Below are 12,627 nucleotides of genomic sequence, written 5' to 3'. Positions count from 1 at the left end.
CGGAGCGGCCCGGATGTCACCCGTGGAGCTGTCCCGCGCGGGGGTCCCGGTACCGGTGGCGCGGCTCAGCGGCCGTCGTAGCCCGCCGTCGGCATCGACAGGCGGCGGTGCACGCTGGCCTTCATCCGGGCGTCGTAGGAGGGTTCGGCGCGGCCGACCGTCTCGACCCGCACCCCGCGCCTCGCGCACTCGGCGGCGAACTCGTCGACGGAGGCGAGGGCACGCTCCAGGACGCGGCGGCTGGGCGCGACGAACAGGTCGACGAGGCCCGCCTCGACGTCGTCCCACAGCGCGCAGTGGTCGGAGCGCAGTCCGCCGACGAGGAGTTCGCGGGTGACGACGTAGCCGCGCTCCGCGGCCCAGCGGGCGCACATCGCGTGCTGGCTGCGGGAGTCGACGAGGAACGGATCCGCGTCCAGCTCCTCCAGCGGCGTCAGACTGGCGATCGCCGTGACACGCACCAAGGGGCTCCCCCCTGCTCGAACGAAGCGGAGGATGTGGGCCGGGGCACGCGGTCGCGTCTCCCCTCACCTCCGGGTTTCGCCGCCGACCCTACTCCTGCCCGTAGGCTCGGGGGGAGTCGCGCGAAGGAGGCAAAGGGAGTGCCGGTGGAGATCACCTGGTGGGGTCACGCCACCTGCACGGTGGAGGACTCGGGAACACGAGTGCTCACGGACCCGCTGTTCGCGCGCAGGCTCGCGCATCTGCGGCGCCGCGCCGGAGCGCCGCCCCCGGCGGCGGCCGCGGTCGCGGACGCCGTCCTGATCTCGCACCTGCACGCCGACCACCTGCACGTTCCCTCGCTGGCACGCCTGGAGCCGGGGACGCGGGTGCTGGTTCCGCGCGGTGCGCCGCGGGCGGTTCCGGGACTGCGCGGGCTCCGTCACCTCCGCCTCACCGAGGTCGTTCCGGGAGACCGGGTCCGGCTGGACGCACTGCACGTCCGGGTGGTGCACGCGGCGCACGACGGGCGGCGGCTGCCGGTCGGGCCGCACCGGGCGCCCGCGCTCGGTTTCGTGATCGAGGGCGAGGCGCGGACGTACTTCGCGGGGGACACCGATTTGTTCGACTCGATGGCCGCGGAGGTCGGCGAGGTCGACGTGGCGTTGCTGCCGGTCGGCGGCTGGGGGCCGTTCCTCGGCGAGGGGCACATGGACCCCGGGCGCGCCGCCCGGGCGCTGGCCGAGCTGGCGCCGCGCACCGCGGTACCGGTGCACCACGGCACGTACTGGCCGATCGGGATGGACGCTGTGCGCCCCCATGAATTCCACACGCCGGGTGAGGAGTTCGTGCGCCGGGCGGCCGAGTGCGCGCCGGAGGTCGCGGTGCACCGGCTCGGGCACGGCGAGAGCATACGGCCGGAGGTCGCCCGGTGATCCTCGGGTCCGCGGTCGTCCTGTCCGCGGCGGGCACGGCCGGTGCGACGGTCCCGCCCGAGTCCACGCAGCAGGCGCTCGGCTGTCCGTCGCTGTTCCTGCTGGTGCTGATCGGCGCGCTGGTGCCGGTCGTGCCGACGGGGGCGCTGGTCAGCTCCGCGGCGGTGGTGGCCTTCCATCAGACGTCGCCGTTCTCGCTGGCCCTGGTCTTCGGAGTGGCGTCGCTCGCGGCGTTCCTCGGCGACATCTCGCTGTACTGGCTCGGCAGGCGGGGCACGTACTCGAAGAACGGCTCGCGCTGGCTGGCGGCTCTTCGCGACCGCGCCCCCGAGGAGCGCCTCGCGCAGGCCCAGCGGAAGCTGGACGACCACGGCGTCGCCGTCCTGGTGCTGTCCCGGCTGGTCCCGGCCGGCCGTATCCCGGTGATGCTCGCCTGCCTGATGGCGAGGATGCCCCTGCGCACCTTCGCCCGCGGCGACATCCCGGCCTGTCTCGCCTGGACGCTCACCTACCAGCTCATCGGCATCCTGGGCGGCTCCCTCTTCGAGGAGCCCTGGGAGGGCGTGGTGGCGGCCGTCGTCCTGACGCTGCTGGTCGGCGCGGCACCCGCACTGTGGCGCCGGGTCCGCGGCGTGGCCTAGTGTGCCGCGCCTCCCGTGCGGTCGGGCCGGTCCGCGGCGCGGCCGGGGCCGGTTCCGTCAGTACGCGTGAGCCGCCCACCGGCAGGTCCCACAGGTCGTCCCGGTCCAGGCCCGCCTTCTCCCAGGCCGCCCGCACCCGGGTGAGCGGTTCGAGCACGGGTTCCGCCGAGAGGATGAAGGTGCCCCAGTGCATGGGCGCCATGCGGCGCGCGCCGAGGTCGACGGCGGCCCGCACCGCCTCCTCCGGGTCGCAGTGGACGTCGCGGAGCCACCAGCGGGGCTCGTACGCGCCGATGGGCAGCAGGGCGAGGTCGATGCCGGGGTGACGCCGGCCGATGCGGGAGAACCAGTGGCCGTAGCCGGTGTCGCCCGCGAAGTACACGCGCTGTCCGTCGCCGTCCGTCAGGACCCAGCCGCCCCACAGGGTGCGGCAGGTGTCGGTCAGGCTGCGCTTGGACCAGTGGTGGGAGGGGACGAAGTCGAGGCGGACGCCGTGCAGTTCGGCCGCCTCCCACCAGTCGAGCTCGGTGACCGCGGTGAACCGGCGGCCCCTGAACCAGCGGGCGAGTCCGGCCGGCACGAACACGGGTGTGTCGCGCGGCAGTCGGCGCAGCGTCGGGGCGTCCAGGTGGTCGTAGTGGTTGTGGCTGATGACGACCGCGTCGACGCGGGGCAGCGCGCTCCAGGGCACTCCGACGGGTGTGACGCGGGCCGGGGTTCCGAGGATCCTGCGGGACCAGACGGGGTCGGTGAGGATGGTGAGCCCGCCTATCCGGATCACCCAACTCGCGTGCCCCGCCCAGGAGACGGCGACCGTGCGGGCGTCCACCCGGGGCAGCGGGCCCGGTGCGTACGGCAGCCGGGGGACGTCGGCGAGGCCGTCGGCGTCGGGCCGCAGCGCGCCCTCGCGGGCGAAGCGCGCGAAGGCGCGCAGTCCGGGCAGCGGCGCGGTGAGCCGGTCGGCGAAGGACCGCGGCCAGGACCGCCGTTCGCCGAGCGGACGCGGCTCGGCGGGCGGTGCGGGTGCGTCGCGCCTCTCGTGCAGGACGAGGGCTTCGTGGGGGGCGAGGGATTCGAGAGCTTCGTGGGGGGTGAGCGCGGGCGGCGGCCCGGCCTCCGGGCGCGGCGCGGACGCCGGGCCTTCGGTGTCCTGCGGAGTCGTCGCGGTCGATTCGGACTGCTGCGTCATCGAGGAGGCTCCCATCGCTGAGCGTCGTCGCGTAGTTCGTCGAAGGCCGAACCCAGGTGGGTCAACGCGCGTTGCACGTGCGGCAGTTCCAACGGCGAGGGTGACGTGAGGCATTCCTCGCGCTCCTGTGCCGTCGTACCGAGCAGCGGACCGGTGGACAGTCGCACCCGGAGCGCCGCCAGGTCGTCGCCGAAGCGGTGGCCGCCCGGTGCGGGGTGGCCGAGGCGGGCGGTGAGATGGTCCTCCAGCTCCTGGGAGTCGCCGACACCCCGGTCGGCGAGCGCATCGCGCAGCGGGCCGAGGTCCACGTAGGTGTGCCGGCCGGCCCGCGGCGGCCTGGCGAGGGCGCCCGCGTCGACCACGGCCCGGTGCACGGCGCGCGCCACGGCCGCGTGCAGGCGGGCCGCCGCGGTGAGCCGTTCGGTGACCTCGCCGGGTTCCTCGAGCGCGTACGCGGCCGCCGCGGCGACCGGGTCGGCGAGCCGGGCGCCGAGCGCGGTCAGCACGTCGAGGACGCGGGCGCGCAGCGCGGAGCCGTACGGGGTGCCGGGGAGGCGGGCGACGGCGGCGGGCCAGCCGAGCGGCAGGAAGGGCCCGGAGAGGTCGGTGAGGACGGTGACGTCGTCCGGCAGCATCTCGGCGGGGCTGAGGAACACGGTGTCGAGGGGCTGGTGCAGGGTGTCGCGCCAGGTCTCGTCGCTGATCACGTGCAGGCCCTCGCCGACGGCGGCCTCCACGGCCTCGTGGACGGTCTCGGGCGGCGCGACCGTGGCCGTGGGGTCGTCGGCGACGGAGAGTACGAGCAGCCGCGGGTCGCCGCCCTCGGCGCGGACTCTGCGCACGGTCTCCAGGAGCGCGTACGGGTCCGGGACGCCACCGCACTCGGCGGGGGTCGCCACATGGAACGCGGATCTCCCCAGCAACCGGGTCTGCGGGGCCCACCAGGCGGCGCACGGCCGCGGCAGCAGGACGTCGCCGCCGACCGCCGCGGTCAGCGCGAGCAGCAGGGAGGGGGCGCCGGGCGAGGCGGCCACCCGGTCGGGACCGGCGGGCAGTCCGCGACGGGCCCAGTAGCCGCAGGCGGCGTCGAGCAGCGCGGGACCGCCGCCCGCGGGTTCGGCGCCTGCCCGGCCGGCGGACGCGGCGAGCACGTCGGAGAGTCCGGGCAGCAGGGGCAGGCCCTGATCGGGCAGGGGTGGGCCGTAGCGAACGGGACCGTGCCCCTCCGGGTACGTCCGCCGCATACGTGCCTCCGCGCAGTCCGTGGTGCCGTGCCCTGTCCTCGCCCGGGGCCGGTGAGCCGGTCCCGTACCGTTCGTCGCCCTGGGCATCTCCCTACCCCGGGACCCCAGGAGCCATGGGTGACCGTCCGGTTGCGCCCGTCACGGATTCAGCGGCGGCGGCCGGTGGGGCCCCCGCTCCGCAGCCGGTAGGCGGCGGCGCCGACCGCGGCGGCGATCAGGACGCCGCCGGCGATCAGCGCCGGGAGCGAGTCGGTGAAGGCACCGCCCTCTCCGGCGCGCACGCCGTGCCGGGAGCCGACGGCGGGGTCTTCGCCGGGGTCGCGGGAGGCGGTGCCCTCGCGGGAGGCGGTGCCCTCGCGGGTGGCGCCGTCGCGGGTGGCGCCGTCGCGGGATGCCTGGTGCTCGTCGGGCGCGGGACTCCGGGCGCCGGGCCCCACCCCTTCGGGGACGGAGTCCGGCCCGACGGCGTCCGGTTCCACACCGCCGAGGTCACCGACGCCGGGGCCGACGTCCTCGGGCCGCACGGCGTCCGGCCCCACGGCGTCCGGCCCGACGTCGCCGGGGCGCACGTCGTCCGCGCGGCCGCTCGCGGTTCCCGCTTCCGTGGCGTCCGGGCCCGCGTCCTCGGGCCTGACGGCGTCCGGGCCCACGGCCCGCGGATCCGCTTCCGTGACGGGCAGGGGCGCGGCCGGGCCGGAAGCGGGGGCCGGTGTCCCCTCTTCGGCGGCGACCGGGTACGCCCCGGCGCGGCGGTCCTCGTCGCCCTCCGGGCCCGCATCGGCGTGTGGGGGCGCGCTCGCGCCGGTTTCGTCGCGGGCCACGGGGGCGGTGACCGCGCCCGGGGCGACGGTACGGGGACCGTCCTCCGCGGCCGGGCCCGCGAACGCGGCCGAGGCGAATGCACCCAGGGCGGCACTGGTCAGGGCGGTGGCGGACAGGACACGGGCGGTACGGCGCATGGGATGGGCTCCTTCAGCCGGTCTCCGGTGAGGGCACGGCCGTCGTGCCCCCAGACCCCATGACAGCCCCGCCGGCGCCGCCCCGCTCGCCACCGGGCCCATTCGCACTACCCGAGCCACCGGACGGGGGACACGGGGCCCTCGCCGAGGCCGCGGAGGCAGTCCGGAACCCGCCGCACCGACAGGGATACGGCAGCAGCCGGTACGCCGGAAGGCGGGCGCCCCGGCGGCGCCGACCCGCGCACCGGGCGACGGCACCCTGAGAGACACTCGAAGGCGGCTTGACCCACGCGGGCACGGACCGACCTGAAGCCGGGCCGCACCCACCCGAAGGCGGCAACCGCGGTGACCCCGCAAGGGCAAGCAAGCCCGCACCCGTGACCCCCGCGGACGGGACCCGCGCCCCGCCTTCCGGCCGGCACCGTCGGCGTCCGCCCGCGCGCCGGCGTCAGGCTCCGGCCGCACACGCGAAAGCGAGGCGCGGCCCAGCCGCGCCTCGCCACCAGGTCAACCCGGCGGAGCGCTACGCGGCGTCGCGCATGATCTGTTCACGCAGCCGGCTGCAGCAGCGGCTGATCAGCCGTGAGACGTGCATCTGCGAGATGCCGAGCTCGTCGGCGATGCGGCTCTGCGTCATGTCGTTGAAGAACCGCATGTAGAGGATGGCGCGCTCCCGCTCCGGCAGCGCCTGAAGGCGGGGCTTGACGGCCTCCCGGTCGATGACGGTGTCCAGGGCCGGGTCGTGCGAGCCGAGGGCGTCGCTGAGCGAGTAGCCGTCCCCGCTGTCCGACAGTTCGGCGTCGAGCGAGAGCGCCGTGAAGCTCTCCAGCGCCTCGAGGCCGGTCAGCGCCTCCTCCTCGCTCATCCGGGCGTGCTCGGCGATCTCGGCGACGGTGGGCCTGCGGCCGGCGATGGTCTGCGACAGGTCCTGGCTGGCGAACCGCACGCGGTTGCGCAGATCCTGGACGCGGCGCGGCACGTGCAGGGTCCACATGTGATCGCGGAAGTGCCGCTTGATCTCGCCGGTGATGGTGGGAACGGCGTAGCTCTCGAAGGCGTTGCCGAGCTCGGGGTCGTACCGGTCGACGGCCTTGACGAGCCCGAGTGCCGCGACCTGGCGCAGGTCCTCGTAGCTCTCGCCGCGGCTGCGGAACCGCCCGGCGAGCCGTTCGGCCATCGGCAGCCAGGCTTCCACGATCCGGTCCCGGAGTGCGTCACGCTGCCGGCCCGCGGGGAGCGCGGCGAGCCTGCGGAATGCTTCGGCGGTGTCGGGGGCGTCGTCGTGCGGGTGGTGCTTCACGCTCGCTTGGCTTCGCATGGTGTGTCGCAACTCCCTTGAGGGGTGCCTGAGATGGACAGTCACCGTGGGAGCGCGCCCGCGCGCGGACGGAAACACCCGGGGCGCGGTTCGTTCGCTCCCACGGACGTGCCTCCTGTCCGAAGCACTGAGACGCGCCTGCCCCGGGTCATGCGCGGCAAACTCCACAGGTTTTCGCGGGTGAGGGGTGGTGACTCGGTAAGCGGTACGTCTGTACCCCTTTTCTTCGGGAGGTCCCGTTATGAGCACAAAGGTCGCCGATCACGTCCTTGAGCGCTTGCGCGAGTGGGGCGTGGAGCAGGTCTTCGGCTATCCCGGGGACGGCATCAACGGCCTGCTGGCGGCCTGGGGCAGGGCGCAGGACCAGCCGCGGTTCGTCCAGTCGCGGCACGAGGAGATGTCCGCGTTCCAGGCGGTGGGATACGCCAAGTTCAGCGGCCGGCTCGGCGTGTGCGCGGCCACGTCGGGGCCCGGCGCGATCCACCTGCTGAACGGGCTGTACGACGCCAAGCTCGACCATGTCCCGGTGCTGGCGATCGTCGGCCAGACCCACCGCAGCGCGATGGGCGGCTCGTACCAGCAGGAGGTCGACCTCCACACGCTCTTCAAGGACGTCGCGTCGGACTTCGTGGAGACGGTGACCGTCCCCGAGCAGCTGCCGAACGTCCTGGACCGCGCGATCCGCACCGCGTACGCGCGCCGCGCCCCCACCGCTGTGATCATCCCCGGTGACGTGCAGGAGCTCGACTACGCGCCGCCCACGCACGAGTTCAAGATGGTCCCCTCCAGCCTGGACTTCGGCTCGTGGTCCACGGCCCCCTCGCAGGAGTCCCTGGAGCGGGCCGCCGAGGTCCTCAACTCCGGTGAAAGGACGGCGATCCTGATCGGCCAGGGCGCGGCGGGGGCCCGCGCGGAGGTGGAGCGGGTCGCCGAGCTGCTCGGCGCCGGAGTCGCCAAGGCCCTGCTCGGCAAGGACGCGCTGAGCGACGAACTCCCCTATGTCACCGGGTCGATCGGCCTGCTCGGCACGCGTCCCTCGTACGAGTTGATGCGCGACTGCGACACCCTGCTGACCATCGGGTCCTCCTTCCCGTACTCGCAGTTCCTGCCGGAGTTCGGCAAGGCGCGGGCCGTGCAGATCGACCTCGACCCGCACATGATCGGGATGCGTTATCCGTACGAGGTGAATCTGGTCGGCGACGCGAAGGCGACACTGGAGCGGCTCATCCCGCTGCTGGACGGGGACCGGGGCCGCGCGTGGTACGACACGGTCTGCGCGAACGTCACGCGCTGGCGCGAGGTGATGCGGCGCCGGGCCGAGCAGTCGGCCGACCCGATCAACCCGGAGTACGTCGCGCGGTCCCTGGACCCGCTGCTGCCCGACAACGCGATCGTCACGTCCGACTCCGGGTCGACGTCCAACTGGTACGCCCGCCATCTCACGATGCGGTCCGGCATGCGGTCGTCCCTCTCCGGCACCCTGGCGACGATGGGCTGCGCGGTGCCTTACGCGATCGGCGCGAAGTTCGCCCACCCGGACCGGCCCGTGATCGCGCTCGTCGGGGACGGGGCGATGCAGATGAACGGGCTGGCCGAGCTGATCACGGCGGCGAAGTACCGGGACCGCTGGGAGGACCCCCGGCTGGTCGTGGGCGTATGGAACAACCGCGACCTGAACCAGGTCACCTGGGAGCTGCGGGCCATGGGCGGCGCCCCCTCGTTCCTGCCCTCGCAGGAGCTGCCCGACGTGCAGTACGCCGCCTTCGCCCGCTCCCTGGGGCTGACCGGTATCCGGGTGGAGAAGCCGGAGGACGTCGAGGCGGCCTGGCGCGCGGGACTTGAGGCGGACGGCCCGGCGGTGATCGAGTTCCTCACCGACCCCGCGGTGCCGCCCATTCCGCCGCACGCCACCTGGGAGCAGATGGAGTCCACCGCGGCCGCCGTCCTGAAGGGCGACGCCGACCGCGGCGCCATGATCCGCCAGGGCCTCAAGGCCAAGGTCCAGGAATTCCTGCCGGGCCACGACAAGCGCGGGAAGTGATCATCCCGGCCGCCGCCGGCGCATGTGTCGTCCCCGGACGGACGGGTACGCGACGAGGCGGTCGTGCACACCGGACCGCCGCGGCGGTCCGGGACCGACGAGGAACCACCGCGCCGCCCGCGGGCGGCGGACGCCGGCTGACGGAGCGGCCGCGCACGCGGTCCGCCCCCGGGCCGGGAAAGGAGACCGAACACCATGCGCATCGCGTTCCTGGTGGCGCCGGAGGGCGTCGAGCAGATCGAACTGACCGACCCCTGGCAGGCGGTGACCGACGCGGGCCACGAGCCCGTCCTGGTCTCGACGGAGCGGGGCGAGATCCAGGCCTTCAACCACCTCGACAAGGCGGACACCTTCCCCGTGGACGAGGTCGTCGGCGACGTGTCCGCCGACTCCTTCGACGGGCTGGTCCTGCCGGGCGGCGTGGCCAACCCGGACGCCCTGCGGATGGAGGAGCGGGCGGTGTCCTTCGTACGCGACTCCTTCGACTCGGGCCGCCCGGTCGCCGCGATCTGCCACGCGCCGTGGACCCTGGTCGAGGCGGACGTCGTCTCCGGACGTGTCCTGACCTCGTGGCCGAGCCTGCGCACGGACATCACCAACGCGGGCGGCACCTGGGTCGACGAGCAGGTGCAGACCTGCGACCACGGGCCGAACACGCTGGTGACCAGCCGCAAGCCGGACGATCTCAAGGCGTTCGACGAGGCGTTCCTCGCCGAGTTCGCGAAGGGGACGCGGAAGACCGGCTGAGACTCCCCCGACGTGCCGCGACCCGTGGCCGGGCCCGAGAAGAGCCCGGCCACGGGTCGCGGCGCACGTGTCAGCGCGTCGTCCTGCGTGTCGGCACGGTCACGAGGCCGGTACCCCGGCGTGCCGGTCAGGCGCGCCCATGCGTTTCAGGGGCGCCAAGCGTTTCAGCACGTCGGGGCGGTTCAGCGCTCCCGGGCGCCCTCCCGGGTGCGGCCAGGCGTGATCGGGCGACGCGGGTGGCGGCGCAGGTACTCGCCCTCGAGTTGCGCCATGCGCTCGTTGTGGATCCGCAGTGCGTCGTTGGAACCGTGCAGGAGCGTGTCGTGGCGCGTGCGGTGGATCGTCTCCAGCTCTCTCATCAGCTGCTGGTCGTCCAGCCGGCCCGGGTCGACTCCGGTCATCGCGGTACCCCGATCGTCGTCGTGATCCTTCGGTGCGGTCCGGGTGCCCGCCCGGCCGGCACCACCCCGAGCGGCCTCCGGGAGGGAGCCGTGGAACTCGCCTGTCCTCTCCACTCTACGAAGATCCGGGGCCCACGGCCTCCGTGGAGCTACCGGGCCCGCTCCACCCGGCGCTCGTCCCACACCGGCTCGGCCGTCTCCCGTACCCGGCCGTCCGACCCGAAGACGAGATAGCGGTCGAAGGACCGGGCGAACCAGCGGTCGTGGGTGACTGACAGCACCGTCCCGTCGTACGCCTCAAGACCCTCCTGGAGGGCCTCCGCCGACTCCAGGTCGAGGTTGTCGGTGGGCTCGTCGAGAAGCAGCGCCGTGGAGCCCTCCAGCTCCAGGAGCAGGATCTGGAAACGGGCCTGCTGCCCGCCGGACAGCTTCTCGAAGCGCTGCTCGGCCTGGGCGGTCAGCTCGTAGCGGCGCAGCCTGGACATGGCGGCACCCCGGTCCTGCGCGTGCTCGGTCCACAGGATGTCGAGCAGGGGGCGGCCCGCCAGCTCGGGGTGGGCGTGCGTCTGCGCGAAGTGGCCTGGCACGACACGGGCGCCGAGCTTCCACTCGCCCGTGTGCGCCACGTCCCCGCCGGCCAGCAGGCGCAGGAAGTGCGACTTGCCCGAGCCGTTGGAACCGAGCACCGCGACGCGTTCCCCGTAGAAGATCTCCAGGTCGAAGGGCTTCATCAGGCCGGTGAGTTCGAGTCCCTTGCAGGTGACGGCACGCACGCCGGTGCGGCCGCCGTGCAGCCGCATCCTGATGTCCTGCTCGCGCGGCGGCTCCGGCGGCGGGCCGGCCTCCTCGAACTTCCGCAGCCGGGTCTGCGCCGCCGCGTACCGGGACGCCAACTCGTGGCTTATGGAGGCCGCCTGACGCAGGTTCAGCACGAGCTTCTTCAGCTGGGCGTGCTTCTCGTCCCAGCGGCGGCGCAGTTCCTCGAAGCGGGCGAAGCGCTCCCTGCGTGCCTCGTGGTACGTCGCGAAACCGCCGCCGTGCACCCAGGCGTCCGCGCCGGTGGGGCTGGGCTCGACGCTCACGATCTTCTCGGCGGCGCGGGCGAGCAGTTCACGGTCGTGGGAGACGAAGAGGACCGTCTTGCGGGTCTCCTTGAGCCGCTCCTCCAGCCAGCGCTTGCCGGGGACGTCGAGGTAGTTGTCCGGCTCGTCGAGCAGCAGCACCTCGTCGGTGCCGCGCAGCAGCGCCTCCAGCACGAGCCGTTTCTGCTCGCCTCCGGACAGCGTCCGCACCTGACGCCACTGCGCTTTCTCGTAGGGCACGCCGAGCGCCGCCATGGTGCAGATGTCCCAGAGCGTCTCGGACTCGTACCCGCGGACCTCGGCCCAGTCGGAGAGTGCCTGCGCGTACCTCAGCTGGGCGGCCTCGTCGTCGACGGTCATGATCCCGTGCTCGGCGACGTCGACCGCCCGGGCGGCCTCGCGGATGCGCGGCGGCGCCACGGACACCAGCAGTTCACGGACGGTCGTCTCGTCCCGCACCGAGCCGACGAACTGGCGCATCACGCCGAGGCCGCCGGTCACGGTGACCGTGCCGCCGTGCGGCTTCAGCTCTCCGGAGATCAGGCGCAGCAGGGTCGTCTTCCCCGCTCCGTTCGGGCCGACGAGGGCCACGACGGACCCTTCCCCCACCCGGAACGACACATCGCCGAGCAGCGGCCTCCCGTCGGGGAGGTAGTACTCAAGATGTGCGGCTTCGAGGTGTCCCATGGTCATGCATTGTCCGGGGCGCCGGGCCCGCCGGGCAAACGCATATCCGCAGGGTGCCGGCGTGACCCGGTCCCGGGTCTCCTGCACCCCTGCACCCGGTGCCGGCGCCCGGGCAGGAATCGTCCGCCCCTGGGTACGAGAATCCCCATGACTGCGACCCCAGACGTCGACCTCACCGTCCGCCCTCCTGGCCACCACGTGCTCCGAGACCGGCTCCTGGCGGCCGACTGCCGCCTCTTCGAGGAGGTCGCGGCACGGCACTGGCCGGGCTGCGACCGCCTGCTGCCGCGGCTGAGCCGGAGCGCGAACCACGGCGTGCTCTGGTTCGCGACGGCGGCGGCGCTCGCCGCGACCCGCGGCCCCCGGGCCCGCCGCGCCGCCGCCCGCGGTCTCGCCTCACTCACCCTGGCGTCCGCCACCATCAACACCGTCGGCAAGCGCTCGGTGCGCCGCACCCGGCCCGCGCTGGACCCCGTCCCGCTGGTCCGGCGGCTGAAACGGCAGCCCATCACGACGTCGTTCCCCTCCGGGCACTCCGCGTCGGCCGCGGCCTTCGCGACGGGCGTGGCCATGGAGTCCCGCGGCTGGGGAGCCGCGGTGGCACCTCTGGCGACCGCGGTGGCCCTCTCCCGCGTGTACACAGGTGTCCACTTCCCGAGCGACGTGCTCGTCGGCGCGGCCCTCGGGGTGGGGGCCGCGTACGTGGTGCGCGGCCTCGTTCCGACCGAGGACCGGGACCGGATGCCGCCCCCGGTCCGGCCCGGCGCGGACGCGCCCGCGCTGCCCGACGGCGAGGGTCACGTCATGGTGGGCGACTAGGGCCTGTCGTTTGGATCAGGCCGGCGTCGCGGGGTCTGGCGCGCACATCTGCGGCGTTGTCGTCGGTCGCCGACGCTCCGCGTCGACTCCCTCCTCCGCCTTGCAGCTGCACGCGCCAGACCC

General features: G+C 74.1%; 10 protein-coding genes and 2 pseudogenes. 5 read left to right on the top strand and 7 right to left on the bottom strand.

What is annotated here, in order from left to right; genetic code table 11:
- Positions 1-65 precede the first annotated feature (65 nt).
- On the bottom strand, positions 66-497 hold the full coding sequence (locus AC0ZLC_RS30805) for a hypothetical protein (protein ID WP_476755279.1): 432 nt from the start codon (positions 495-497) through the stop codon (positions 66-68).
- Between the two features lie 105 nt (positions 498-602).
- On the opposite strand from AC0ZLC_RS30805, the gene AC0ZLC_RS30800 reads away from it, so the two are divergent.
- Both AC0ZLC_RS30800 and AC0ZLC_RS30795 read left to right on the top strand, forming a co-directional pair.
- The gene (locus AC0ZLC_RS30800; protein WP_476755223.1) at positions 603-1,376 is read left to right on the top strand and encodes an MBL fold metallo-hydrolase; all 774 of its coding nucleotides are present in this window, start codon (positions 603-605) and stop codon (positions 1,374-1,376) included.
- Positions 1,373-2,005 (top strand): annotated as a pseudogene (locus AC0ZLC_RS30795) (DedA family protein); the annotation flags it as partial. The gene AC0ZLC_RS30800 and the pseudogene AC0ZLC_RS30795, both read left to right, overlap by 4 nt.
- Here AC0ZLC_RS30795 and AC0ZLC_RS30790 read toward each other — a convergent pair.
- The 4 genes from AC0ZLC_RS30790 to AC0ZLC_RS30775 form a co-directional block, all read right to left on the bottom strand.
- Positions 1,893-3,206, bottom strand: a complete 1,314-nt coding sequence (locus tag AC0ZLC_RS30790; protein WP_476755222.1) for an MBL fold metallo-hydrolase — start codon at positions 3,204-3,206, stop codon at positions 1,893-1,895. The pseudogene AC0ZLC_RS30795 and the gene AC0ZLC_RS30790 overlap by 113 nt on opposite strands.
- Positions 3,203-4,450: an aminotransferase class I/II-fold pyridoxal phosphate-dependent enzyme gene (locus AC0ZLC_RS30785; protein WP_476755221.1), complete on the bottom strand. Its 1,248-nt coding sequence runs from the start codon at positions 4,448-4,450 to the stop codon at positions 3,203-3,205. Before AC0ZLC_RS30785 ends, AC0ZLC_RS30790 begins: the two co-directional genes overlap by 4 nt.
- Before the next feature lie 146 nt (positions 4,451-4,596).
- Positions 4,597-5,409: a hypothetical protein gene (locus AC0ZLC_RS30780; protein WP_476755220.1), complete on the bottom strand. Its 813-nt coding sequence runs from the start codon at positions 5,407-5,409 to the stop codon at positions 4,597-4,599.
- Between the two features lie 523 nt (positions 5,410-5,932).
- Positions 5,933-6,727 carry an RNA polymerase sigma factor SigF gene (locus AC0ZLC_RS30775; protein ID WP_476755219.1) on the bottom strand — a complete coding sequence of 265 codons (795 nt, stop codon included), beginning with the start codon at positions 6,725-6,727 and terminating at the stop codon, positions 5,933-5,935.
- Positions 6,728-6,968: 241 nt separating this feature from the next.
- Between AC0ZLC_RS30775 and AC0ZLC_RS30770 the strand changes: the two genes are divergently transcribed.
- Together AC0ZLC_RS30770 and AC0ZLC_RS30765 are read left to right on the top strand one after the other, a co-directional pair.
- Positions 6,969-8,768, top strand: a complete 1,800-nt coding sequence (locus AC0ZLC_RS30770; protein WP_476755218.1) for a thiamine pyrophosphate-requiring protein — start codon at positions 6,969-6,971, stop codon at positions 8,766-8,768.
- A gap of 195 nt (positions 8,769-8,963) precedes the next feature.
- Positions 8,964-9,515: a type 1 glutamine amidotransferase domain-containing protein gene (locus tag AC0ZLC_RS30765; protein ID WP_476755217.1), complete on the top strand. Its 552-nt coding sequence runs from the start codon at positions 8,964-8,966 to the stop codon at positions 9,513-9,515.
- 182 nt (positions 9,516-9,697) lie between these two features.
- Here AC0ZLC_RS30765 and AC0ZLC_RS30760 read toward each other — a convergent pair whose 3' ends face one another.
- Both AC0ZLC_RS30760 and AC0ZLC_RS30755 read right to left on the bottom strand, forming a co-directional pair.
- Entirely contained in the window at positions 9,698-9,916 is a 219-nt protein-coding gene (locus tag AC0ZLC_RS30760) for a DUF6158 family protein (protein ID WP_358854579.1), read from the bottom strand.
- Between the two features lie 149 nt (positions 9,917-10,065).
- A complete protein-coding gene (locus AC0ZLC_RS30755) occupies positions 10,066-11,685 on the bottom strand; it encodes an ABC-F family ATP-binding cassette domain-containing protein (protein ID WP_476755216.1) in 1,620 nt (539 codons plus the stop codon).
- A 147-nt stretch (positions 11,686-11,832) separates the two neighbouring features.
- On the opposite strand from AC0ZLC_RS30755, the pseudogene AC0ZLC_RS30750 reads away from it, so the two are divergent.
- Positions 11,833-12,501, top strand: a pseudogene (locus AC0ZLC_RS30750) (phosphatase PAP2 family protein); the annotation flags it as partial.
- Between the last annotated feature and the right edge of the window lie 126 nt (positions 12,502-12,627).

Source organism: Streptomyces sp. GLSS-08, from assembly GCF_056387915.1.
This window is presented reverse-complemented; position numbering and strand designations above follow the sequence as displayed.

Bases quoted from the DNA above. Each gene is read 5' to 3' on its own strand.
- AC0ZLC_RS30790 (WP_476755222.1), bottom strand. From the start codon at position 3,206: ATGACGCAGCAGTCCGAATCGACCGCGACGACTCCGCAGGACACCGAA.
- AC0ZLC_RS30785 (WP_476755221.1), bottom strand. From the start codon at position 4,450: ATGCGGCGGACGTACCCGGAGGGGCACGGTCCCGTTCGCTACGGCCCA.
- AC0ZLC_RS30780 (WP_476755220.1), bottom strand. From the start codon at position 5,409: ATGCGCCGTACCGCCCGTGTCCTGTCCGCCACCGCCCTGACCAGTGCC.
- AC0ZLC_RS30775 (WP_476755219.1), bottom strand. From the start codon at position 6,727: ATGCGAAGCCAAGCGAGCGTGAAGCACCACCCGCACGACGACGCCCCC.
- AC0ZLC_RS30770 (WP_476755218.1), top strand. From the start codon at position 6,969: ATGAGCACAAAGGTCGCCGATCACGTCCTTGAGCGCTTGCGCGAGTGG.
- AC0ZLC_RS30765 (WP_476755217.1), top strand. From the start codon at position 8,964: ATGCGCATCGCGTTCCTGGTGGCGCCGGAGGGCGTCGAGCAGATCGAA.
- AC0ZLC_RS30760 (WP_358854579.1), bottom strand. From the start codon at position 9,916: ATGACCGGAGTCGACCCGGGCCGGCTGGACGACCAGCAGCTGATGAGA.
- AC0ZLC_RS30755 (WP_476755216.1), bottom strand. From the start codon at position 11,685: ATGGGACACCTCGAAGCCGCACATCTTGAGTACTACCTCCCCGACGGG.